General features: G+C 40.6%; 22 protein-coding genes. 6 read left to right on the forward strand and 16 right to left on the reverse strand.

The features are described 5' to 3' along the window. Window positions 1-246: hypothetical protein (locus NFS43_RS13730; protein WP_251552237.1), on the forward strand; the 246-nt coding region annotated here is incomplete at its 5' end. On the opposite strand, the gene NFS43_RS13735 is transcribed toward NFS43_RS13730, so the two are convergent. The 15 genes from NFS43_RS13735 to NFS43_RS13805 all read right to left on the reverse strand — a co-directional run bounded on the left by NFS43_RS13735 (window position 205) and on the right by NFS43_RS13805 (window position 14,385). Beyond that, the gene (locus NFS43_RS13735) at window positions 205-1,614 is read right to left on the reverse strand and encodes an MATE family efflux transporter (RefSeq protein ID WP_251552238.1); all 1,410 of its coding nucleotides are present in this window, start codon (window positions 1,612-1,614) and stop codon (window positions 205-207) included. The two genes, NFS43_RS13730 and NFS43_RS13735, sit on opposite strands and share 42 nt — an antisense overlap. Continuing rightward, window positions 1,607-2,485 (reverse strand): DUF4422 domain-containing protein, encoded by an 879-nt coding sequence (locus NFS43_RS13740; RefSeq protein ID WP_251552239.1) that lies wholly within the window; start codon window positions 2,483-2,485, stop codon window positions 1,607-1,609. Before NFS43_RS13740 ends, NFS43_RS13735 begins: the two co-directional genes overlap by 8 nt. Window positions 2,486-2,503: 18 nt before the next feature. After that, window positions 2,504-3,211, reverse strand: coding sequence for an acyltransferase (locus tag NFS43_RS13745; protein ID WP_251552240.1), 708 nt, complete (start codon window positions 3,209-3,211; stop codon window positions 2,504-2,506). A gap of 5 nt (window positions 3,212-3,216) precedes the next feature. Further along, window positions 3,217-4,437 carry a hypothetical protein gene (locus NFS43_RS13750; RefSeq protein ID WP_251552241.1) on the reverse strand — a complete coding sequence of 407 codons (1,221 nt, stop codon included), beginning with the start codon at window positions 4,435-4,437 and terminating at the stop codon, window positions 3,217-3,219. A 155-nt stretch (window positions 4,438-4,592) separates the two neighbouring features. After that, the gene (locus NFS43_RS13755) at window positions 4,593-5,762 is read right to left on the reverse strand and encodes a CDP-glycerol glycerophosphotransferase family protein (protein WP_251552242.1); all 1,170 of its coding nucleotides are present in this window, start codon (window positions 5,760-5,762) and stop codon (window positions 4,593-4,595) included. Further along, window positions 5,749-6,642 (reverse strand): glycosyltransferase family 2 protein, encoded by an 894-nt coding sequence (locus tag NFS43_RS13760; RefSeq protein WP_251552244.1) that lies wholly within the window; start codon window positions 6,640-6,642, stop codon window positions 5,749-5,751. The genes NFS43_RS13755 and NFS43_RS13760 overlap by 14 nt, the downstream gene beginning before the upstream one ends. After that, a complete protein-coding gene (locus tag NFS43_RS13765; protein ID WP_251552246.1) occupies window positions 6,642-7,793 on the reverse strand; it encodes a glycosyltransferase family 4 protein in 1,152 nt (383 codons plus the stop codon). Before NFS43_RS13765 ends, NFS43_RS13760 begins: the two co-directional genes overlap by 1 nt. Continuing rightward, window positions 7,790-7,996 (reverse strand): GDP-mannose 4,6-dehydratase, encoded by a 207-nt coding sequence (locus NFS43_RS13770; protein WP_251552248.1) that lies wholly within the window; start codon window positions 7,994-7,996, stop codon window positions 7,790-7,792. The genes NFS43_RS13765 and NFS43_RS13770 overlap by 4 nt, the downstream gene beginning before the upstream one ends. A 17-nt stretch (window positions 7,997-8,013) precedes the next feature. Further along, window positions 8,014-8,409, reverse strand: coding sequence for a glycerol-3-phosphate cytidylyltransferase (gene tagD, locus NFS43_RS13775; RefSeq protein ID WP_251552250.1), 396 nt, complete (start codon window positions 8,407-8,409; stop codon window positions 8,014-8,016). A 245-nt stretch (window positions 8,410-8,654) separates the two neighbouring features. Continuing rightward, entirely contained in the window at window positions 8,655-9,941 is a 1,287-nt protein-coding gene (gene cps2T, locus NFS43_RS13780; RefSeq protein WP_251552251.1) for a beta 1-4 rhamnosyltransferase Cps2T, read from the reverse strand. 149 nt (window positions 9,942-10,090) lie between these two features. Next, complete coding sequence (locus NFS43_RS13785; protein WP_420910333.1) at window positions 10,091-10,768, reverse strand: sugar transferase; 678 nt, start codon at window positions 10,766-10,768, stop codon at window positions 10,091-10,093. 19 nt (window positions 10,769-10,787) lie between these two features. Next, on the reverse strand, window positions 10,788-11,681 hold the full coding sequence (galU, locus tag NFS43_RS13790; protein WP_251552252.1) for a UTP--glucose-1-phosphate uridylyltransferase GalU: 894 nt from the start codon (window positions 11,679-11,681) through the stop codon (window positions 10,788-10,790). Between the two features lie 387 nt (window positions 11,682-12,068). Next, window positions 12,069-12,833: a tyrosine-protein phosphatase gene (locus tag NFS43_RS13795; RefSeq protein WP_251552253.1), complete on the reverse strand. Its 765-nt coding sequence runs from the start codon at window positions 12,831-12,833 to the stop codon at window positions 12,069-12,071. Window positions 12,834-12,941: 108 nt separating this feature from the next. Beyond that, window positions 12,942-13,646, reverse strand: a complete 705-nt coding sequence (locus NFS43_RS13800; RefSeq protein WP_277613944.1) for a CpsD/CapB family tyrosine-protein kinase — start codon at window positions 13,644-13,646, stop codon at window positions 12,942-12,944. Further along, complete coding sequence (locus NFS43_RS13805; RefSeq protein WP_251552254.1) at window positions 13,636-14,385, reverse strand: YveK family protein; 750 nt, start codon at window positions 14,383-14,385, stop codon at window positions 13,636-13,638. The genes NFS43_RS13800 and NFS43_RS13805 overlap by 11 nt, the downstream gene beginning before the upstream one ends. A 251-nt stretch (window positions 14,386-14,636) precedes the next feature. Between NFS43_RS13805 and NFS43_RS13810 the strand changes: the two genes are divergently transcribed. Continuing rightward, a complete protein-coding gene (locus NFS43_RS13810; RefSeq protein ID WP_251552255.1) occupies window positions 14,637-15,431 on the forward strand; it encodes an SGNH/GDSL hydrolase family protein in 795 nt (264 codons plus the stop codon). A 99-nt stretch (window positions 15,432-15,530) separates the two neighbouring features. On the opposite strand, the gene NFS43_RS13815 is transcribed toward NFS43_RS13810, so the two are convergent. Further along, window positions 15,531-15,686, reverse strand: a complete 156-nt coding sequence (locus tag NFS43_RS13815; protein ID WP_251552256.1) for a YwzD family small protein — start codon at window positions 15,684-15,686, stop codon at window positions 15,531-15,533. Window positions 15,687-15,967: 281 nt separating this feature from the next. Between NFS43_RS13815 and NFS43_RS13820 the strand changes: the two genes are divergently transcribed. From NFS43_RS13820 to NFS43_RS13835, 4 genes are all read left to right on the forward strand, one after another. Further along, window positions 15,968-17,185, forward strand: a complete 1,218-nt coding sequence (locus tag NFS43_RS13820) for a C40 family peptidase (RefSeq protein ID WP_251552258.1) — start codon at window positions 15,968-15,970, stop codon at window positions 17,183-17,185. Between the two features lie 149 nt (window positions 17,186-17,334). Beyond that, window positions 17,335-18,276 (forward strand): polyisoprenyl-teichoic acid--peptidoglycan teichoic acid transferase TagU, encoded by a 942-nt coding sequence (tagU, locus tag NFS43_RS13825; RefSeq protein WP_251552259.1) that lies wholly within the window; start codon window positions 17,335-17,337, stop codon window positions 18,274-18,276. Between the two features lie 437 nt (window positions 18,277-18,713). Then, complete coding sequence (locus NFS43_RS13830) at window positions 18,714-20,330, forward strand: SWIM zinc finger family protein (RefSeq protein WP_251552315.1); 1,617 nt, start codon at window positions 18,714-18,716, stop codon at window positions 20,328-20,330. A gap of 331 nt (window positions 20,331-20,661) precedes the next feature. Next, window positions 20,662-23,565, forward strand: a complete 2,904-nt coding sequence (locus NFS43_RS13835) for a DEAD/DEAH box helicase (protein WP_251552261.1) — start codon at window positions 20,662-20,664, stop codon at window positions 23,563-23,565. Window positions 23,566-23,724 lie beyond the last annotated feature (159 nt).

Raw genomic sequence — 23,724 nt, forward strand, 5'->3', positions numbered from 1 at the left:
GATTTGACACCCCGTATCATACCAAGAGGGCTCTTTTTTGTTCAAGTCCCCGAAAATCCTTCTAACAGGAATGCTCCTTTCTCAGTGTTTACATTACCTGCAATGTTTGGCCACTTATCAATAAAAAGTACAGACTTACATTTTGCCAAGTATGCAAAAAAACTGAGCCTTAAAACCCTGCTCCAACCAATAAATAATAGAATGTCAGCTCTTATTAACTCTAACGAGTTTGCGGAAAACCGTTAATTTGCAAATTTTAACTAAGTTTATAAATTCCCCTTTCATTAATAGTAATGATAATACCACAGTACATACTACATAAATCACAAACCCCAAAATAGAATTAAGTCCATATCCACATACTAAGTATAAAACTACTTCAACTATCAAATAGAAAATCTCTTTTAATGAAAAACTAATTTCTTTGTGATCAAGACTGCAGAGTATCAACCAAACAATAGCTGAAAGAAATGTTCCAACAGCAAAAGCCTCTTTTACATGGTATAAAGAATAACAAACAATATTAAACACAAACCCAACAAATATAACTATGACAAGCTTAATAAAATATTTATGCTGTTCTTTATTTGCTTTATATAGATTCACATAAATACTTTTAATTATTATATAGAATAATTGTGCGCCAAATAACAAAAATATAACTTTTGTTGACTCTAAATATTTTTGCAAGAAATGTTCCAATATGAACTTCACCGGAAAAGCACACGAAATAAGTGCCACCGCAAAAACCATCACAGAATTTCGGATTTGGTGTATCTTATTTATATCTTTCTCTTTGCAAAAATAGTTATACATCGTAATTGATATTGGAGTAACTGCAACATTCATGAAATTCTGCATACTAACAGCAAACGAGTATTGCGCAAAAGCCGTACTATTCATCAATAATTTAACAAACCACAGGTCCAACCCCGTTAGTAAAATTGATGAAAAGTTCCCCAAAGTTAAGAGAATTCCACTTTTTATGTTATCAAGTAATACATAAGGTGAAAACCTAAAGAAGTGAAAGCTCAACTTTGTTTTTCTTTGAATATAAGTTTCCAATATAATCCAAAGTACAACATCTACAATGATAAAAACAAAAATATATGGATATGGATTATCCGTTCTAACAATAAAAATTAAGATTATATCTAAAACAAAATATGAAATAGTTGTCCCGTTCAGGACCCGCCCATATATGTCAAATTCACCAACTGATTGGTATAGATATTTAAAATAAGCCACCATATTTGCTGGCAGGATTGAAAGGCCAAATAACACAAGGATTGGATCTCTTGCAAAAACTCCAATTAGGACCCCTATAATATTCACTACAATCTGGAATATCCTTAATGTCGAAAGACTATCTATTAATGAAGCCCTTCCTATTTCAGAAAGATTTTTTCCCCCATATTTCAAATAAACTCCGTCAACATAACCCAAATGTAGCAATCCAGCATACGCCGCATAAAGCTGAAAGGTTTTTATCGATGCGTAGGTATCAACCGTGAGAAAACGTGGCAAAATAAAGCTACTTAACAAGCTAAAGCATAGATTAATAATATTAGCGATTAAGACAACAGTCATTCCTCGCTTAAGTGAATTATTCATGATTCTTTTCTCTTCTGATAACCAGCAAGCCAAGGATTCTAATGTATCTAACTGCAGTCAGTAGACTATGATGTTTTCTTATAAAACGAATAAGTTTCGCCTTCAAATTATCATGCTGGTACTCATAAAAACCATCTGTCTCTGTATTTCTTACTTCAAGTCTGTAAATTTCTTTTTGAGTAAACTTATTGTAAAACCATACTAATAATAGGTATTCTGAAATAAATCCATCTACTCTAGGTATTCTTTCTTCTCCCCTTAAGCTTATTTCGTTATCATATTTTTTCAATACCTCAAAAACCCAAGAAGAATACTCATCAAATATATCTTTCGAGGTTATAAGCATATTTCCCCAAATGGTAAAACGGCCATACATAACTTTTTTAAAGCTTTCATATAATTCTGGATAATCACTTTTTATGATTTTATTGATAATAACCCAGTGCTTGTCCTGTTTTTCATCCGGTCTATTTGGATAGAGCTTTCCATAACCAGGATATTTCACAGTAGGATAAGCCATTATAACTTTATATTTACCTAAAATAGTCCTTATTTGATCGGCCGTCAGGATATCATCTTCATATGATTTTGATTTTCCGGAATACCCAAAAAAATATCTTCTATAATGGCATATCCCTGTGTATTTAATGGTATCTGGCATATTCTTCCACGCCCAATACTGAGCTGTCAATTCGCAATAATACGGATTCTCCATCGCAATATTATCTCCTGTATCATCACATAAGTACCCTAACTGAGATGCTTCTTCATCTGACAGAACATTGCCAACTTTAATGACACTATATCCATTAGGAACTAATGCATCATCAAATTTCTTATGCGTAACTACGAGAATATTTATATCATTCATTCTTCTTACCCCATCTGTTTATAAAAAATGATAATGCTTACCTTTAAATTGATACATAAGGGATTTATTCCTTGTACCAATTGGCTTTGCCGGAACTCCACCAGCTATAATAAATTCCTCAACATCCTTCGTTACTACAGCCCCCGAAGCTGCTACAGATCCCTTGGAAAGACGCACGCCTGGCAAAACAGTCACATTACTGCTTAGCCAAACATAGTCCTCAACAACAACAGCTTGGCCCTCATCAAGGCATCTAAAGTATTCATCATTAACAGAGTGCTGTAATGTCCATATTTGTACACCCGAAGATAAATTTACATTATGTCCTATTTCAATGCCCATTCTTCCATCTAGAATGCATTTGTCCCCAATCACACTATCTCCAATTGTTATATTCCACGGTTCTCTTATCTCGAAACCATAGTAAAGTACTGTTTTGGGAGTCATCTTCATTCCATATATATACTTCAATATAATCTTTCTCCAAGTATGAGACGGAAAATAGGCTAATAAAAACAGTTTGTATCTGATAAATCCATCAATCCACATTATTACAGCTGCTATAATGGATTTTTTATACTTCTTTTCCGGTGAAGCGCTCCTATAATCGCCCGTATTTCCATTCTTTTGTTTTCTCAAAAATCGTTTTCTCATTAATCGAGCATAAATCGACGTAAGAATTGCTTGGGCTATAACTATTAAAAGCAATAATGCAATCTTAATCATAAACCTCATTCCTTCTGATAATATTTACTTGCACTGAAAAAGATCATCACCACGGGCATATACAAAATTTTATTAGTGTCTGTAAAAATAAGGTTAACGCTAGTTATAGCCAAATATACAATTAACATAAAAAGGAGCAAATAATGTTCGTCATCAATCTTGTTTCTAAACAGTATTAATTTAGATATCATCGCTCGATACAAAATACACATCCATATAAGACCAATAGCCCCAAACTTACTTACAAAACCTATAATTCCAACATCACTTTGATAGAAATTTCCATTCCCCCCCAGAAGAATCGATGAGGTTGATAATGTCTCAGATCCACTTAAGAACCCTAGTCCTGTCAGTGGGTATTCTAGGAATTTATCCCAATAATAATCTAAAGCTTTAAACCTCACCGCAATTCCCATATCTTCTTGGAACAGGGTATTAATGGATACCATTATATTTGATAAAAACAAACCAATTACGCAAAAGCCCAGTAACGCGTATAATAATATTTTTATCTTTATGCTCGTTTTTTTATTAAATAAAATACCTATTATTAGTGCAACAATAAGGTAAAGCATGAGACTTCTGGTCTTAATAATAAAGTACAAGTTTATGCATAATAATATCAAATAACTGATGTATAAGCGCTTTTCCTTCGTACTAATATCCCTAGCAAGAAGCTTAGAAATAGCAATAAAGAATCCAAGTATTAGCGCCAAACTACCTATTTCGAACCGTGGAGTATCATATCGATATTTTATATACGTATCTAGCCTTAATATATCTACTCCGCCAAGCAAAGAAACATATTCTACTATAGATATAACTGAACATATTATGGCTACAATTACAATTGCCTTTTTCAAATACTCTATAGCATCTTTATTTTTACAATAATGTTTCATAGCAAACGTCGCCAGAATGGCTGCAACATAATAAATGGATTCCTTAATCGTGTAATACCATGGTTGATCATAACGCAGTCTTGCAACAACAATTGATACCAGAATCATAGCAATAAATAATATGTTGGCAAGCAAAAAACCATCTTTATAAATTTTTATTCTAGAAAAAAGGAACAATACTATAGATATCAGTATTATAAATATTGCTTGCTGGTCCACATTGTAAACACTGCTGTTTATATAATTATAAAAGCCGAAAAAGGAAGCAAGTCCATTTACAAACAAAAATATATATAATCTTGATACTTTTATTTTTCCTTTCATAGACTATGCCATTCCTTTCATCACAAGCCTCTCTATCTGAGACTCCTAATTCTGCTTTTCACTGTTTCATCGATACATATCTCGCGCATACCAAGGAATCCCACTTGTGTAATCTTTGATATATGTTGGGCGGCCTGTTGATGCTAAATTATTCTCTATAGTATCTTCGATATAATCTTTTCGTATATATTATAACTAGAAGTAGCTTCCAGAACTGAATTCAAGTAGTTACTTATTGAGTGATACCTGTCTTCTTCAAAACATGAATCTTTGAAATAAGCAATTAAATCTTCGCTTGTCAAACATATTTTACCCGGTAACGTTGATTCTACATTATCAAACACAAAACCTCTATTATCCCGGTATTCATCAAAGTCCGGAATAAAAAATGCTAAAGATCCACCTGTAAGTACATAATCTATAAAAACAGATGAATAATCTGTTATCATCCCACAACTTCCAGCAATAAATCTATACAACGGCACTTTTTCTTCTAATAGCAACTGATCGTTAATAAGTTTTATATTTGGACAATTATCCAAGTAATCCAGATGTTCAACCGAATCCAACGGATGAGGTTTGACATAAAGCAATCTTGATTGCTCCATCAGAAGTTTATTTATGCTTTTCCATTCTTCTTTACTTAGATTGAATAGCTTATTTTCTATGATTGTTGCATCTTGCCTACTCAGCAATAACTTTGAATTGGTCTTTCTAAATGTCGGCATATAGATATAGTAATCACTTCCGTTTGCTTTAGAATACCTAAACTTTTCAAAAAGATAATCGTTTCGTGGCTGCCCACATATATATACCTGTTCTTTCTTTGCTTTAAATATTTTAGTAAATAACTCTTGAAAGACAGGCGCTGTTACAGAATAATAGTCACCTGTAGTAATTCCATGAGAAACATCTTTTTCATTCATGTACCCTATCTTTTTCAGGGGCATGCCATGCCACAATAGAACATGCTTTTGCTTTTTAGACTGAAAATCATATAAACCATGAGAAGAGATTAGAATTTTCGAACGCATATAGTAAAAAACAGAAGCCACAGAATATTTTGGAACGATGAGCGTCCTTATGTTGCGATTCTGAAATTCGTCTTCAATCCAACTTTGTATGTTTTCTTTTTTATTTTTATCTTGTAAATGCCAAACAAACGTATAGTCTTTTAATTTCGAGTTTTTCAACATAAAAGCATATAACGCTTGTGGATTGTCGCTAAAATCAGGATTAGAGCAGAAAGAAATCATTTTTCCTTTGGGCATTACTACATTTATCGCAGTAAGTATTGCTTTAACACTTTTTTTAAAATTGCCCAATTTTCCTTCTCCTTCCACACATTTGTTTAATTAGTGCGAGTATAGTCATCTCAATTGTTGAATAACCCATTGCAACTTTTAAAGCAGCTCTTTTAAATGCCCCGATTTTGTTATATTCAACTTCAAAGTAATATCTTGCTTTCATCATCAATTTATTGATTTGAAGTTCTTTCAAATACTTCTTTGTTGTCACTGAGTGCATGTGGTCATAATAAACATCTGTCACCAGTCCGCACTTATATCCTTGTTTTTTTAGTCGAAATGAAATTATTCTTTCTTCACAGTATAAAAACAACGTTTGATCAAAAAGACCAACTTGTTCTAATGCATCTCTTTTAAATGCAAGGAACGAGCCTGGTAGAACATCCACATCCATGATTTTTTGGGAGAAGTTCACTTTTCTTATTTTTTTTGAATTCCTTTTTCTATATACTGAAAAGCACATTCCAAGATCAAATTGATAATTAGGTAAATCCCAATAAGGGGCGTTTGAGATATTACCGTTAATATCATTCATAACTGGTGCCAATAAAGCATATGGTGTAGTTTGCAATAAATACTTAATCTCTTCTACCGTTTCATTGGTAAATAAAACATCTGGGTTTGCAATTACAATCATGTCACTATCAAAACTATCTATAGCATATCGAATTCCGACATTATTTCCGTATGCATATCCCCCATTTCGGTCGCTTTTAATAACATGACATTTGTTACTCTGGTTATTCAGCAATCTTTCGTACGAATCATTAGTTGAACAATTATCGACCACAACGATACGATCAATTGCTGAATAATCCTTTATACTATGAATTAAGTAATTTGTAGTTGTGTAATCATTATAATTCAACACAATTACCGCCAACTTATTGTTTCCCATTAACTCTGTTCCCCTATACTTTTGCTATAAGCCTCAAGAACTTGTTTTCCTATGGTTGTCCAGCTCAATCGAACTTCAATGTCCTTTTTACCATCTTTAGCGTATTTTTCTGCAATATCAGGGTTGTCTAAATAGAAGCATAAAGCATCGGCAAGTTGATCGGGATCTCTAGATTTTACAAGTAAACCAGTTTCTTTGTCTTTAACAACCGTCAAAAATTCACCTTCTGTTGTAGCAACTATTGGCTTCTCATATGCATACCCTAACTGAACAACACCACTCTGATAAATCTGTAAATATGGTAATGCAACAATATCTGAAGCACAAAAGTAATATTTGATTTCATCATCGTCAATAAACCGAATATCAGCCCGAACAAATTCTCCAATCTTCAATTCATCAATTATCTGCTGATAAATAGAAAAATCATCTTTCCATACCTTTCCGGCAATAACACAAAGCGATTCCGGATGTTTATCTGCCACCTTACGCATAGCCTTCAACAGAACATCGACACCTTTAACTTTCTTTATCTGTCCAAAGAATAAGATAACCTTCTTGTTTTCTGGTAATTTCAGATAATTTCTGCTTTCTTCTTTTGTTGCTTTCTCAGCATATTCCATAAAATGACCATGCGGAATATATACAATCTTCTCTTTTGATACACCAAAGTCATAAACCAGTGTCTTCTCATTCATTCTAGCTTGATTAATGACCAAATCTGAATGTGAATAAATCCTTTTATGAAAGTGAAAATCGTAGAATTTCTTATTAAACGGCAATAGGTCATGGATAGTCGTTACAACCTTAACTCCATGCTTTCTAAGCACCTGATGATAGTGGAAATCCAAAGGAGAGAAGATGTACCACTGAACATGAACAATCTTTACATTACTTTGAAGGCAATATTTCACAACTCTTTCCCAACTCCGACGATAACTTAAGAACTTGTTTACTGGCCACTTTTCCTTGCTATAGTTATAAAAATAGTTTAAATAGGTAACATCACTGTAGGAGGAAACATCATCATCTTCTATTCCGCACACTACAATATCTACACCAATTTTCTTAAGTGCACGAGCAAGAGAAAATGTATATTTATTGCTCACTTCTGGTATTTGGTTTAAAAACAAAACCTTCTCTTTTATCATAATGCAACTCTCCAATAATAAAGCATGTCTTCAGTGGTCTGATTCATAGGAATTTTCTGATGCCAACCGATATCTTTTTTCAGCTTTGTTACATCGCCAACAATAATTTTCTCGTCTGTCTGGCGAAGTAGTTTGGAGTCAAGTTTGATTTCCGTTCTGCCGCCAAAGAATGACATACGGAACTGTGTTTTTGTAATAATCATGGTTTCTTTCTCCGTTCTTACTTCTTGATCAAATCATTTTTAATCTGAGTAGTGCTAATTTCAGGTGTTCTAGGCAGATAGACCACTTCTACTCCTTCATCTTTCAAGAAATCAAATTTTCCTTTCCAGTCATCGCCCATTACAAAAGTATCAATGTGATACTCATGAACATCAGTTTTCTTTTGTTCCCAGCAAATTTCTGGAATAACCAAATCGACATAACGAATTGACTCAAGAAGAGCTTTTCTCTGTTCATATGTGAAATAACATTTCTTCCGTTTTTCATTCCAGTTAAACTCATCAGTCGAAAGTACAACTACCAGATAGTCTCCAAGCTCTTTAGATCTACGAAGCAAATTAATGTGACCATAATGTAAAAGATCAAATGTGCCATAAGTAATAACGCGTTTCATTCTAGTACCTCTCTTGTTTTTGATAATTATATTTTCAAAATTTTTGTCTAGAATTGTTTTTGAAAACTCTATTTTCTTAACCCTTTCACCCTTCAAAAAACCTTCAGATTATAATTCTCATGCTCCTCAAGCGGAACATGTATTAGGGAAAGAACTTCTCTTATATCATCCCATGTCTAAAGCACTACCAAGTACAAAATATTAAAGTCGTCCGTATCAATTTAGCACATTCAAATTTAATCTGCTTACACAGACCTCAAAAAATCATGTTTAAACTCATATACATCATGCCCTTGTTTCTGCCCAAGGAACACTTTCTCATATTCATCCACTATGAACTGCCAGCTATATGCATCAGCAATGCGAATCTTGGCCTTTTTGCCATACTCAGCAACCTCCTCGGCACTCATACTATCAGCATTCTCAATCAGTGTAGCCAGATTGTCATCTTCTTTGGTCCAGTAGAGGGCCGCATCTTCTGCAACTTCACGATTGAAGCCTACATTTAAGAGTAAATTGAGGTCTGTGGAGCCCAAAGCCTCCAGCAGAGATGGATTTGTACCGCCAACTTCGTGCCCATGAAAATATCCATACGCATTTTCACGTATCTTCTTCAGCAGCTCTTGGTCATAAACCGTACCTACAAACTTGATTCTTGAGTCACTCTTGTAGTTTAGCTTCTGTTCCAGTTCATCCAGAAACTTATCATTGACATTGGTGATGATTGCGAAGTCATGTGTAGAACTAGACTTCATAAATTCACGAATCATCGTCTCATAATTGTTTTCAGGTACAAATCTACCAACTACAAGATAGTATCCTTTTGCCGTCAATCCCTTTTGCTGATACCAGTTAATCAACCTTCTATCATTATCAGCAAGCTGACTCTTACTGGTCTCTGCACCATAAGCAATAAATGTGGTCTGAGGATTGGCTCCTCGAATACCCTTGCCATCATAATACTCGTGAATATACTTTTCGATGTTTACAGAATCACAGATAGCAAGGTCACAGTACTTTACCATTATCTGCTCTGATACTTTCCAGTACCTTCTAATCGGCGCAGACCACTTCGCCCTCATCCACTCATGTCCATCTGGGTTCAGAAAAACCTTGCCGCCAAGTTTGTGGATTTTCTTATAGAAGTGCGCGGCAAAAGGGCCGATGCGGCAAGCCATGATATACACGATTGGATGAGGAATCTTGTGTGTTTTGATATATTTACAGCATTCGTTAAGAGCTGCCACATCATAGTAAATAGCCTGAGCTGGACCAACATTCGGAACACGAATCTTGAAACAGTGGGCATTGTGGTAAAAAAATTCTGTGTCAGAGATTTTAGTCACTCCGTCCACTTTGGTTTCATCCATGCTGCCATCACCGTTAGCTTTGCATGCCACATGATATTTGACTTTTTCGTTATTCTGGTGATATTCAGTTAGCTTATTTATGAAAGTCTCATAACCGCCATATGCACCAAGACTTTTAGCGCCGACCAGAAAGACGTGCTGCACATTTTTAACGTTCTGCATAATACTACTCTCCACAATTCTTTTATTTAAGGGTCATGTCTCTCTGATAATCTTGCCTTTTGATATTTGAATCGGTTTAGTCTGATTTGTAATTAATTTCTACAATCATTTTGATAGTAATTTCAACATAATTGATTTATTTCTGTTTTCTAAAATGCATCTTTTGAGCCAAATAACACTAAAACTGTTTTTAAAATCAGCTTTATGTCAAAAAAGAACGACTGTTTACGGATATAAGTAAGGTCAAGTTCTACCATTTCCTTAAACCCAACACTGTTTCTCGCACTTACCTGCCAAAGTCCGGTACAACCCGGAGCAACCATTAATCGCTGTCTATCATATTCCGTATACTCGGCAACTTCTCTTGGAAGCGGTGGGCGCGGACCCACCAAGCTCATATCTCCCTTTAACACATTGAAAAGCTGGGGAAGTTCATCAATACTTGACTTCCTGATAAACTTCCCCACTTTAGTGATCCGCGGGTCTTCTTTCATTTTGAACATCGCACCGCTGACTTCATTATATTTTAATAGCTCCGCCAGCTTTTCTTCCGCATTGGAGACCATCGAACGGAACTTATACATTTTGAATTCCTTGCCGTATAATCCGACGCGCTTCTGAGAGAAAAAAACTTTTCCTTTAGGGTCTTCTATCTTAATTAAGATACCGATAATGATAAAGAGAAGACTTAATAGAATGATTCCGCAGGAAGCGCCGATAATATCGATGACTCTTTTAGAGAATAAATAGATTTTCCCATTATTCACAGGAATTCTTACTTTTTGACTTTCTAAATAAGTTGCTTCTTGATTCACCAACTCAGACACCCTCGACCCTTCTTTCTCTCTATACGGTTTCTTTTGCTTTTTCTATAGAAGAAACTAGATTCCTAAGGTATTCTAGCATCTCATCATGAAGGTCTTCGTGCTGCAAGGCAAACTCGATGGTCGTTTTCACAAAACCGAACTTTTCACCCACATCATAGCGTGTTCCTTCGAAATCGTAGGCAAATACTCTTTGGATTTGATTTAAATTTTGAATCGCATCCGTTAACTGGATTTCCCCGCCGGCTCCTGTTTCTTGGCGGTCTAAGAAGCGGAAGATTTCTGGTGTTAGCACATAGCGGCCCATAATCGCTAAATTGGAAGGTGCCGTTCCAGCCTTAGGCTTCTCCACAAAATTCTGCACCTGATATCTGCGCCCCGCTTGAGACGACGGATCAATAATTCCATATCGATGTGTTTCATTGTCAGGAACCGTTTGTACACCGATGACCGAAGAATAGGTTTGTTCATATTGGTCAATCAGCTGCCGCAAGCATGGCGTATCACTTTGGACAATGTCATCACCTAGCAGGACAGCAAATGGTTCGTCGCCGATAAAGTTTCTGGCACACCATACGGCATGACCAAGTCCCTTTGGCTCTTTTTGGCGGATATAATGAATGTCTGCCAGATTCGTAGAGTATTGGACTTTCTCCAATATATCGTATTTTTCTTTTTCTAATAGATTCCTTTCGAGTTCAGGTGCGAAGTCAAAATGATCTTCAATTGCCCGCTTCCCTTTACCTGTTACAATAATGATATCTTCAATACCGGAAGCAATCGCTTCTTCTACAATGTATTGAATCGTAGGCTTGTCCACAATGGGCAGCATTTCCTTTGGCATCGCTTTGGTTGCCGGTAAAAATCTTGTCCCCAGACCGGCTGCCGGGATAATCGCTTTTCTTACTTTCTTCAAACGTTAACCCTCCTAATTTTTATTGCTTCGATTTTCTAAATATCTGGGCAAAAAAATAAATACCTAATGGAATTGCAAGTGCTTTCACACTTATTCTTTCATTAGATATTTATCGTTGTTTTATTAAATGGGCATCTAACCCACCCTCACATCATACTCCTGACGACATGCGTCTAAGGCCCCTTTACCAAAAGACCCACAGCATGACCGAGTGCCCCCATGGATAACGGACAGGGAAGCCTCGCCGATCAGGCAATCAATAGCCTGATAACTTATTTAGCTGGCAGTTTGCTTAATGGTGCAATCGAAAGTTAATAATATAGTTCTGCAACTAATAAGTTATTTCTGTCAAACATTAAAATAGTCAAGGTGGATCGGATTGGCCATTTAAAACAGTCCTAAGACCTTTTTCTTTTTTACTCGTTCTGGTACATCCTTATAGACATGCTGTCCCTCAATGACCAGTGCGGCGTTCTCTTTGAAGGCATAAACCATTTCAAGACCATATTTTGCCTGAATGACATCGTATGCTTCTTGCATTTTGAACGTTCTTACTCTTGTGTGATGGGCATCCGAGGCAATAAAATGGGTCAAGTTTGCTTCAATTAATTGCAGCGAAAAATTCTTGATTTTTTTGCCAAAATCGCCGCAAATGCTTGATGCAGTAACTTGCGTTAATGCCCCTTTTTTCACAAGCTGATAAAGAATCTCCGGGCGCTCGATGATTTCCTGATTGCGCTCCGGGTGAACGACAATCGGAATAAATCCTTTCATCTGAATATCATAGAACAACTGCTCCGTGTATCTCGGGACATGACTAGAAGAAAATTCAACCAAAACATACTGTGTGCCATTGATTGGCTGAATCTCTCCCTCTTCTATCCCTTGTACCATTTCACCGTATATTCTAGTTTCCTGCCCAGGCAGAATCTTTAACTCTATCTTTTCTTGCTGTAAAACAAGGTTTAGCTTTTCTACTTGTTCAATTATTTTCGTTCTCGGGTTTTCATATTGGTTGTTCAAATGATGAGGTGTTGCTACAATCGTTGTAATCCCCTGCTCCACCGCGATTCGAGCCATCAAGATACTTTCCGACAAGTCCTCTGCTCCATCGTCGGCTCCAGGCAATATATGACAATGCAAATCAACCATAATCCCCACCCCTTCCATTAAACTTCCATTTTTCAGCGACTTATTTCATAGTACCATTGTAATAATTATCAGTAAAGGGTGTCTTTTGTCGAATTATGTTGAACTGCATTATTTTGCACCGTAATAGTAATAATAATCTCCTTTTTGGATCTGTTTGTTATTTAACACCACTCCAAGGAGCTTGCTTTTTACGTTTTGCAGCAATTCTTTTGCTTTTTTCGCCTGGTCTATTTCTGTTTTTCCGCTATATACAACAAAGACGGTCCCATCCACTTGATTGGCAATGATTTGCGGATCTGCTACAGCCAGAAGCGGCGGAGTATCTAAAAGGATATAATCGTAGATTTCTTTCGCCTCTTCGATAAATTGCTCCATGGATTTAGAGCTTAATAATTCGGCTGGATTGGGAGGGATCGGACCGCTGGTGAGCAAATATAAATTCTGTTCCTCTGTTTCAACAACGGTTTTATCCAGCGATCTTTGCCGTGTTAACACGCTTGTGAATCCAAATAGATTATTGACACCGAACGTATGATGTGCCGTTGGTTTGCGCAAGTCCGCATCCACCAATAGGACTTTTTTCCCTAACTGGGCGAAAGTAACCGCCAAGTTGGATGCTGTGGTCGATTTGCCTTCTCCTGGACCGGATGAAGTGACCATTATCGTCCTTATTTCATGATCAATTGAGGAGAATTGAATGTTCGTTCGAATCGTCCGAAATTGTTCTGAAATCGGTGATTTTGGGGCAATCGAGGCAATCAGTTTCCTGCCTGGATTATTACTTTTTGGTTGTTTTTTATTTCTAAGAGCCAAGAGACTCACCTCTTACTGTCTTATTTTTGGCCGCTCTGCGCGCTTTCAATTCTTCCAGTTTTTGATCTTCTATTGGTGAAACAACACCCAATATAGGCAATTCTAGTAATTTTTCAACATCTTGCTCGTTTTTGATGGTGTTGTCTAGATATTCAAACAAGAAGGCAAGTCCCACACCTGCCATCAATCCTACTACCAATGCAATCGCAATATTTATTAATGGTCTTGGTTTAATAGGAGATGGATTTTCAGACACGGAGGCTTTAGCCAAGATGCTCACGTTATCCACGTTCATGATTGAAACAATTTCCTTTTTGAACACTTCGGCTGTTTTATTGGCAATCAATGCTGCTTGATCGGGATCCGGGTCTTGAACGGAAACGTTGACGACCTGCGAATCCTTTTCGCTGGCAACCGTGATTTTTTCATTTAATTGCGAAACCGTCATATCTAACTTAAGTTCCTCGACTACTTTATCAAGAATCGCCGGACTTTTAATAATCACGTTATAGGTATTAATTAATTGAAGGTTTGTTTGTACCTCACTTGGATTGTAAACACCTTGGTCGCTTTTTTTCTGGTTTACGAGTATTTGTGTAGATGCCTGATAAATCGGGGTCAAGAAAAAGTAACTGATCATACCGCTGACGATGGCGGCTACTAATGTTATCGATAAGATCAGAGATAATCGTTTTTTTAGTGTTTCAAATAGTTCTTTTAAACTAATTGTCTCTTCCATTTCGTCCTCCTAGATAAATAGATACAAAACATTTATAATTATACCACAATCTGTCAGATTGTGACGAACATCGTTAAATTAACTTCCTTCCTTTATTAAACTATTTTTATTATGAAATGAAAACTGGAAATTATCCCTTGTGAAATATTTCCTTTTCTCCAGTCTCCAAGAAGAAATTAGTCATTTTAACATAATTTTCAGGTGTTATTTGCTATAATAGATTCGGACTAGTTAATGGGGGTCAGAAATACATGAATAAAGTTCTAACCGTGTTACTTGGTATCATCTTTATTTTTGTCGTTATTGCGGGGCAAGCCCACTGGAAGAACAAGGCTGCCGATGCATCTGCTGGTAAAGCTCCATCGCCTGTAGAAGCCGTATCCAAGAGTCAAGCAAAAGCAGAAGCAGATACCACCCTGCCAGACCTGCTAAGGTATACTGCAAATTGGCCAGATGATTCGGTGGCCACCTTTAAACAAGCACTTGAGGAGAAACGGCCTTATAAGATTCTTTTCCTCGGTTCTGAAGCGATGGGTACTGAAACGACTGGTGCCTATTCCCTTGTGAAACAAAAGCTTCTCGACACATTTGGCGAGAATACCGTTCAGGTCTCCTTAAAAACATTTAAGACCACGTCGGCGCAGTTTCTCAGCAGTCAAAAACAAACAGAAGTTGCCGATGAAAAAGCTGATATGATTATTTTCGAACCGTTTATTCTAAATAACAACGGTAATGTTACTATTAATAATACGAAGAAGGACCTTGAGAAGATTATCGATGATATCAAGGCCGAAAATCCCAAAACCGTTTTCATTCTCCAGCCTTCCTATCCGCTGTATCAAGCCAAAATTTATCCGACTCAAGTGGCGGATTTAAAGAAATATGCAGAGGAGAACAATCTGCCGTATCTCGATCATTGGACAGCTTGGCCAGATAGTAATTCTGATGAGATGAAACCGTACCTATTGCCTAACCAAAGCGCGCCGAGCGATAAGGGAAACCAGGTCTGGAGCGATTACTTGATCCATTATTTAATCAGCCAATAAGCGGTAATCAACCGCTTATTTTTTATGATTTCTCTCGTGACGTCTATATATGTAAAAAAAGCTGTTGGATTCGTTTCCACAGCTTTTTTTCATCCATTATTATATGTCAACACTGACCATTAAGTGTTGGAGGTCGTTTTTTAAGTCTTCAATCAGTTGTTCCATGGTTACTTCCGGATCATGAAGGGCTTTTTCGTACGCCTTTCTGAGTATTTCTGAAAAATCGACTTCTTCCGAGCGATTTCTCTGGGACATTCAAGACACTCCTTTCCTCACGTTCTTTTTATAGTAATAGATTCATAGCGGATTGTAAATGGATTTCCAGATGATTTGTGTGACAATTTTAATAATTTGTTGCATTTTGTAGATCATTATTCTTCAAGAATATTGTTCTTCGCTAGTATTATTCGGTTTCAATCTACATTGATCTGCTTTTTTTCCGAAAAAGTTTGCTGAAAATATTATTTGCGCCTCTCATAATTAGCAAACTATGGTAAAATTAATAGAACAATAGACTAAAATGAGGTGATATTCGAGTGAAATCTTCCGTTGTTCGTGTCTTATCGACATCCGCAGTTGTATCAGTTGCGTTCACAGGGACGGCTCAAGCAGCCACTTACAAGGTGCAGTCCGGCGATACCTTAACAAAGATTGCCAAAATGCATCAAACGACGGTTAATCAACTGAAAACGTTGAACAATTTATCATCAGATCGGATTTATGCGAACCAGGTTCTCCAGGTTCCTGACGTTTCAGTCTCTGTCTCGTCTCCGCAGCCGGCTCCGGCAAATGCCGCGACTTATACAGTGATGAAGGGTGACGCCCTTATTAAGATTGCTAACCGGTTTAATGTGACGGTAGGAGAGCTGCAGCAGTGGAACAACCTCTCCGGTACCTTAATTTATGCCGGACAAGTATTGAATGTATCCGCACCTGGCGGCAGTTCGTCAAGTTCTGCTCCCGCTCCGCAGCCATCTGCTCCTTATCCAGCTCCGCAGACTAGCAGTTCGGGGGAATATATGATTGTCAGTGGGGACAGCTTGAGTAAGATTGCTGTAAAGTTTAAGACGACTGTTCAGGAATTAAAATCCCTTAATGGGCTTACTTCTGACCTGATTTATGCTGGGAAGACGCTGAAGGTCCCTGGTTCTAGCTCGGCTGCTGCGCCTGCGCCTGCTGCTCCAGCCCCTGCTCCGACTGCTCCGGTTCCGGCAAGCGGATCGGAATATGTGATCCAGAGCGGAGACAGTCTTAGTAAAATCGCTGCTAAGTATGGGACTACTGTTCAGGAGCTTAAAGCGTTAAATAATCTTACATATGATATGATTTATGCCGGACAAAAGCTGAAGGTGCCTAGTCAAACGGTGACTTCTCCTGCTCCTTCTGAGTCTAGTCTGGCTGCACAAATGGTGAGTATTGCCAACAGCCTGAAGGGTGTCCCTTATGTGTGGGGCGGCAGTTCAGCAAGCGGTTTTGACTGCAGCGGGTTTATCTATTATGTGGCAAACAAGGCCGGAAAATCGATTGGCCGTTATTCCGCTGAAGGCTATCATGCCCGCAGCTACTATGTCGACCAGCCGCAGCCTGGCGATTTGGTCTTTTTCGAAAATACCTATAAGCAAGGGATTTCTCATATGGGGATTTATTTGGGGAATAACCAGTTTATTCATGCTAGCGATGACGGGGTCATGGTTTCGAGTTTACAAAATTCCTATTATCAATCTCATTTTGAAGGATTTAAGCGGTTCTATTAAATTTGCAGACTGCCCGGTGCTTTTTCCGAATAGTACCGGGCCTTTTTTCCTTTATTTACAGTTAAATTCCAGCAAAACTTTCTATCTTTTATCCTATATTTTTGATAATCTAGTTTTTGAGCAAAAAAATTTTCGGAGGTGCAATTTCCTTGCGATCACAAAAAAGGAAAAGCAAGAAATGGCTTAAGATCACAGGCATCCTTCTCCTCGTTCTCGTGATTGGGGCTGGAGTCTACAGCTATTCTGTCTATAAATCATTGAAAACGGCCGTTAATACGATGCACCAGCCGATTGAGCGAAAGCAATCTGAAAAACGAACAGAACCGGTGACATTAGAAGAAAAGGATCCCTTTTCCGTATTATTGCTTGGGGTCGACCAGCGTCCTGGAGATACGGGCCGTTCCGACACGATCATCGTATTGACCGTCAACCCAAACAATAATTCGATTAAAATGCTCAGCATTCCGCGCGACACGCGCACTGAAATTGTCGGCAAAGGGAAAGAAGATAAAATCAATCACGCCTATGCGTTTGGCGGCATCCCGATGGCCATGGATACAGTGGAAAACTTCCTCGATATTCCGATCGACTATTATATGGAAGTGAACATGGAAGGCTTTAAAGATATCGTCAATGCTGTCGGCGGCGTGAAAGTCCAAAACGACCTGGATTTTTCCTATGACGGTTTCCACTTTGAAAAAGGGGAATTAACGCTAAATGGCGAGAAAGCCCTGGCTTACTCAAGAATGAGAAAAGAAGACCCGCGCGGTGACTTTGGCCGCCAAACCAGACAGCGCCAAATCATCCAAGGTGTCATCAGCAAGGGTGCCAGCCTATCTACTTTAACGAATTACTCTGACATTTTCACGGCTCTTGGCAAAAATGTCAAAACCAATTTGACCTTTGATCAAATGGTCGATATCCAAAAGAATTACAAACAAGCCGGCCAAAACATCGAACAAATGCAGATTAAGGAAACAGGCACCACCATCGACAAGATTTATTATGGTTTAGTGTCTGCAGAGGAAAAGCAAAGAATTCAAAATGAATTAAAAACTCAGTTGGAGCTTAATTTGCAGGCTAGCAACTAAAAATGTGAGGCATCCGAAATCTTATTCGGATGCCTTTTGTGTGAAATCATCGAATCAAAGTATGGGGCAATAAAGAAGAGAAAATGCCTTAACGACTTGTTTCTTGGTTTCTGAAGCAGGTCGTTCTGTAAAGAGGCGGTTCTCTTTGTAATTGTTCTTTGAAGCGAGCCTTTTTTAGTTATCGGCACTTTGAACGGGTTTACCGGCGAAGTTCACATGTTTTCCGGCACTTTTCTGGGATTTACCGGCGATTCTGGGACTCTTATCAACCGGGTTCCCCCTTTTACCGGCATTTCCAGCTTAAATGCCAGGCTGGGGGCCTGTCCCCGCTAATAGGAATTTCTAAACAGATCAACCATGACTCCTATCCAATCCATTTTTGGGGTATAATATAAGAATATGGATTTTTGGAGAAGAAGGGGGCTTCGGCTTTGGAAATGACACACGAAAGCGAGATACAAAGCCTTTCGGAACAGCTGTCTGGCTATTTGAATCCGAATGACCCGGAAGATGCAAAACTCGTGCAAAGCGGATTGGTTTTGTACCGGCAAGGGCTAGTCAAACAGCTGCAATTTTGGAAGGATGACATGACTTCCACGGTTCACGATGTGACACCCTGCCATGTGAAGCTCAACTATACCTTTTTGTCGGAGAGCTCGTGCACCTGTCCGATGGATGGATTTTGCCGCCACCGGATGGCCGTGTTTTTTGAGGCCTATTCACGGACCAGCAGTGTCGCCGATTGGGTTTCGGAGTGGCGGGAACCAGTAAGGGAGCAGGCTTCTTTTTCGAAATGGGGCTTGCAGACCGCCAAGGATTTGATCAAAGCGAACGGTGTGCTGAAGCCAGATTACAGCCGCTGGGTCCATTCGTTTGAAGTCAGCTTTGATACGCTGCTGGCCACGAAAAAATACACGAGCCCTTATGTGATTCCCGAACTGTTTGGCATCTATTTGAAACGGATTGGCGCGAGCGCTCCATTGGAACCGGAGTGGCGCTTGTTATATGAGCTCGTCAGCTCGGTGGTTTCATTCCGCAAGCTGGCGGTGCTAAGTGAACAATTGGGGCATGAGGAGGATACGGTGCGCCGCGTCTACATCCATTTGTTCCATAACCTGATGGACGACATTTCGGATTTAACGGAAAAAATCAGCGTCCAGACGATGCCCTTTGCCTTTGATAAGTTTATTGAGCGGTTAAAGGATGAAGCCTTTGACGTGCTGACCTGCACAAAAGGGTTTGAATTGGAGCGGATCTATGTTCACCGCCTGCTGTGGACCGATTTATTCAAAAACAAGGAATGGCGCCAGGAGGAAATCTTAAAGATCGGCGGCCGCCTGAAAAGCCTGGAGGAGTGGGAGAATCCGGTTCCGCTTGAGATTGCCGCGGCCCATTTGTATTTTTTGCTTGGGAACGATGAGCTGGCGATGAAGTTTATCAACCGGATGGAGGATGACGTGGTCACCCCTTATATTGTCTATTGGATTGGTTATTTTTCCGCTGGCAAGGCATGGGGCCGGGCTTTGATGATGATTGAGCTGCTTTTGCAAAAATTAAAAGGGTATTTGGATGTGCTGGGCTCGTATCATAGCCGCTCCAAGTTTACCCGGAATGTGCTGCGGACGGTGGCGGTCTATTGCGGTGAAACGGACCGGCTGGATTTGTATGAGCGGGTGCTGCTGTCGACGCTGCCTTATAGTTTTGGCGAATATGAGTATTTATTGTTTGAGCGCGGGCAGTATGACCGCTGGAGTGAGCTGCATGCGCTGGTTGGTTTGAGTTTTCAGGATTTGCCGAAGGACCGGGTGAAGCTGGTTGAGAAGGAACGGCCGGAGGTTTTGCTGGGGCTGCTGCATCAGACGGCACAGCAGGAGATTGACCAAAAGAACCGCTCGAGCTACCGGACGGCGGTCCGGCATTTGAAGAAGCTGCGGACGTTATATAAGAAGCTAAAGCGGGTGGAGGATTGGGAATACTTCATCAATGAGCTGCTGGAGCGGACGAAACGCTTGCGCGCGTTTCATGAGGAGTGCCAGCGGAGTAAGCTGATATAGGTCAGTGTTGGTTGGGTCACGTAACCCCGGATTGCTGCCTATTTGATTTTCGTTTGGATAATAAGAGGAGAATTTCCGGCTAATTTTTATAGAGGGCTTATAAAAGCCAAAATAAGCGGAGATATTCCGCTTAACGGCTCTAAATCGGGCAAAATCAAAGGATTTGGATCAAATAGACGGAATAACTCCCCTTATTGTTAAGGAAATATGGGTATTTCCCAATTTAGACGGAATTCTTCCGCTTATTTTTCAAACACAGTGAAACTAACATTTTGTTATACGTTATTTTAAAGGGGTTATACTGGCCCCGATAGAAGGAGCACGCAACACCATGCTGAGATCCAGGTTTATGAAATTGCTGACAATTAAAATAGAAGAGAACCGCTTTCTTCTCGCGGCCCAAGACGAAACCGGTGAGCCTCTCCCCGTATCCGAGTGGAAAAATATCGTGTTTGGCAGCCATGAAGAAAGCTTCTTTGGGACACTGCTGGAGACCGTGACCATGGATGACAGGGAGGGTGTGGCCGTGAACGGCTGGCAGCTGGTTTCCCTTTTTGCCAAAGAATCCTTTAACCGGTTTATCGAATGGGACTGGAATGACCAATCCGAAATCTGCCTGGCCGCCTCGCAATCCATGTTCGAAGGCATCATCGAAAAAGACTGGCTTCCCGATTTTACGGTATGGGAGAACGGCGAATTTCGCTGGAAGCTGCCAGAACGGGTCAAAGAGGAATTCCTGCCCTCGTTCTTTGAGCAGGAAGTCGCCAGCAATGAGCCAGGAGAACCGTCCCCATGGACCGCAAAAGAGTATCTTTCTGATTTGTACAACAGTGCGCTGGATGCTTATTTGACGCGGAATTCGGCGATGAAGGAGCTGTTTGGTCCGAAGCTCGATTTGCTGCGGAGGCAGAACATTTCCGGCCGGGAGCTGGCCCGTTATTTTGATGAGGAAAGCTGGGCTGAGTGGGTCGGGATTACCGAGAGTGACACGCCGTTTACAATTGGCCTGCGCTTGGATGAACCGGTTGATGGCGAAGGCAATTGGACGCTCGATGTGTTTTTGCGCGGAAAGAAAAATCCGGACCAGATTGTCGATGTCGAAGCGGTGAAGCAAATCCCGGCAAAATGGCGTCCGTACTTAGACCGGGTCGATCGCGAGCAGGACCGCTGGGTGCGGCTAATTCCCTGGCTTGGTGAATATGATGGCGATGACGCCGCTCCTGCTCCGCTGAAAAACGAGCTCACCGAGGAGGAGGCCTGGCTGTTTTTAACCGAGGTCAGTGAGACACTGCTGGCACTCGATGTGGAAATCCTCCTCCCTTCCTGGTGGCAGGCCATGAAAAATGCCAGCCTGAAGGTGAAGGCGTCCGTAAAAGGAAGCTCCAGCCACCGGCCATCGTTTGTCGGACTTGATGCGATGCTTGATTTTAACTGGCGGTTCTCGATGAACGGAGTCGATCTGTCTGAGGAGGAATTTGGCAAGCTGGTCGAGGAAAAGCGCCGGCTCGTGTATGTCCGCGGCCGCTGGGTCAAGCTGGACCCGCAGTTTATCCGCCAAATTCAGGATTTGATGAAGCGCGCCGAAAAAGAGGGCTTGCATGTCCGGGATTTGCTCGAGCAGGAATTGGTTGACCCAGAGGCAACCGAAGAAGATCTGGAAAATCCAAAGGCATTTGCGAAAATTCAAATCGAGTTGAACCGGCAGTGGAAACAGATGGTCAAGCAGCTGTCAGAGACCAATGAAATTCCACTCGAGGCTGTGCCTGAAGGGCTGAACGGCGAGCTCCGCCCCTACCAGCAGCTGGGGATGAGCTGGCTGTGGTTTTTGCGGCAGCATGGATTTGGCGCGATTTTGGCCGATGACATGGGCCTCGGAAAAACGATTCAGCTGATTTCCTATCTGCTGCTCGTCAAAAAGCATTCGCAGCCGGAATTGGCAGAGGCTGGAGACTCCTCACTAAAGAAGCAGACAAACGCATCGTTGATTATCTGCCCGACTTCCGTACTGGGAAACTGGCAGAAGGAGCTCGAGCGGTTTGCGCCGGAGCTGAAGGTCTATTTGCATTACGGTTCCAACCGCCCAAAGCAGGATGATTTTTCGCAAAAAGCGCTGGAGGCCGATGTCGTGCTGACCTCCTATGGGCTGAGCCATCTCGATTCCGAAGAGTTTGGCTCGATGCTGTGGAGCGCGATTGCCATCGATGAGGCGCAGAACATCAAGAACGCCCAAACCAAGCAGTCAAAGGCGGTCCGCAGGCTGCGCGGGCGGCATCATATTGCTTTGACAGGCACTCCGATGGAAAACCGCCTGTCCGAGCTGTGGTCGATCTTTGATTTTACCAATCATGGCTATCTTGGCAGCCTGGGGCAGTTCCAGAAGCGGTTTATCATCCCGATTGAAAAGGGTGAGAAGAAGGAAAAGATTCAGCAGCTGCAAGCGTTGATCCGGCCATTCCTGCTGCGCCGCACGAAGAAGGACGAAGAAGTGGCGCTCAACCTGCCGGATAAGCTGGAGCAAAAAGAGTATATCCCGCTGACCGCCGAGCAGGCTTCGCTGTATGAGCAGCTGATCCACGATACGTTTGCCGAGATTGAGAAGCTGACTGGGTTTGAACGCAAGGGGCTGATTTTGCAGATGCTCAGCCGCCTGAAGCAGCTGTGCAACCATCCGGCATTATATTTGAAGGAACACGCAGCGGGACGGCAGCTGCTGGATCGTTCGAATAAACTGGAGAAGCTGGTCGAGCTCGTCGATGCGGTGTTGGATTCGGGCGAGAGCTGTTTGATTTTTACCCAATATATCGAAATGGGCGAGATGATCCGGACTGCGGTGAAGAAGAAGTTTGGGGTCGAGGTGCCGTTCCTGAATGGAAGTGTGGCGAAAACACAGCGTGATACGATGATTGAACGGTTCCAGAACGGCGAGTTCCCTGTGTTCCTGCTGTCGCTGAAAGCGGGCGGCACTGGGCTCAACCTTACGGCGGCGAACCATGTGATCCATTATGACCGCTGGTGGAATCCGGCCGTTGAGAATCAGGCGACAGACCGGGCCTACCGCATCGGTCAATCGCGGTTCGTCCACGTCCACAAGCTGATTTGCACCGGAACGCTGGAGGAAAAAATTGATGCCATGCTGGAGAAGAAGCAATTTTTGAACGACCAAATCATCCAGAGCGAAAATTGGATCACCGAGCTTTCGACCGATGAGTTGAAGGAATTGGTGTATCTGGGGTGAAACAGCGGGGACGGTTCTTCATTGGAAGAGCCGCCCCCTTTTGATAAATAATTCCTTTTTTTACACCATCAGCCTTTTAGGGAGCGTCCATGTTATAATAGTCGTGTGAAAAAATGCCTCTTTTTTAGTTTTTGGCATGAGGAAAAAGGAATGGCTCGA

The organism is Neobacillus muris, from assembly GCF_943193175.1.
Taxonomy (GTDB): domain Bacteria; phylum Bacillota; class Bacilli; order Bacillales; family Cytobacillaceae; genus Neobacillus; species Neobacillus muris.

Excerpts from the sequence above, each read along its gene's own strand:
- NFS43_RS13735 (WP_251552238.1), bottom strand. The coding sequence starts at position 1,614 with ATGAATAATTCACTTAAGCGAGGAATGACTGTTGTCTTAATCGCTAAT.
- NFS43_RS13740 (WP_251552239.1), bottom strand. The coding sequence starts at position 2,485 with ATGAATGATATAAATATTCTCGTAGTTACGCATAAGAAATTTGATGAT.
- NFS43_RS13745 (WP_251552240.1), bottom strand. The coding sequence starts at position 3,211 with ATGATTAAGATTGCATTATTGCTTTTAATAGTTATAGCCCAAGCAATT.
- NFS43_RS13750 (WP_251552241.1), bottom strand. The coding sequence starts at position 4,437 with ATGAAAGGAAAAATAAAAGTATCAAGATTATATATATTTTTGTTTGTA.
- NFS43_RS13760 (WP_251552244.1), bottom strand. The coding sequence starts at position 6,642 with ATGGGAAACAATAAGTTGGCGGTAATTGTGTTGAATTATAATGATTAC.
- NFS43_RS13765 (WP_251552246.1), bottom strand. The coding sequence starts at position 7,793 with ATGATAAAAGAGAAGGTTTTGTTTTTAAACCAAATACCAGAAGTGAGC.
- NFS43_RS13770 (WP_251552248.1), bottom strand. The coding sequence starts at position 7,996 with ATGATTATTACAAAAACACAGTTCCGTATGTCATTCTTTGGCGGCAGA.
- tagD (WP_251552250.1), bottom strand. The coding sequence starts at position 8,409 with ATGAAACGCGTTATTACTTATGGCACATTTGATCTTTTACATTATGGT.
- cps2T (WP_251552251.1), bottom strand. The coding sequence starts at position 9,941 with ATGCAGAACGTTAAAAATGTGCAGCACGTCTTTCTGGTCGGCGCTAAA.
- NFS43_RS13795 (WP_251552253.1), bottom strand. The coding sequence starts at position 12,833 with ATGGTTGATTTGCATTGTCATATATTGCCTGGAGCCGACGATGGAGCA.
- NFS43_RS13805 (WP_251552254.1), bottom strand. The coding sequence starts at position 14,385 with ATGGAAGAGACAATTAGTTTAAAAGAACTATTTGAAACACTAAAAAAA.
- NFS43_RS13810 (WP_251552255.1), top strand. The coding sequence starts at position 14,637 with ATGAATAAAGTTCTAACCGTGTTACTTGGTATCATCTTTATTTTTGTC.
- NFS43_RS13815 (WP_251552256.1), bottom strand. The coding sequence starts at position 15,686 with ATGTCCCAGAGAAATCGCTCGGAAGAAGTCGATTTTTCAGAAATACTC.
- NFS43_RS13830 (WP_251552315.1), top strand. The coding sequence starts at position 18,714 with ATGACACACGAAAGCGAGATACAAAGCCTTTCGGAACAGCTGTCTGGC.
- NFS43_RS13835 (WP_251552261.1), top strand. The coding sequence starts at position 20,662 with ATGCTGAGATCCAGGTTTATGAAATTGCTGACAATTAAAATAGAAGAG.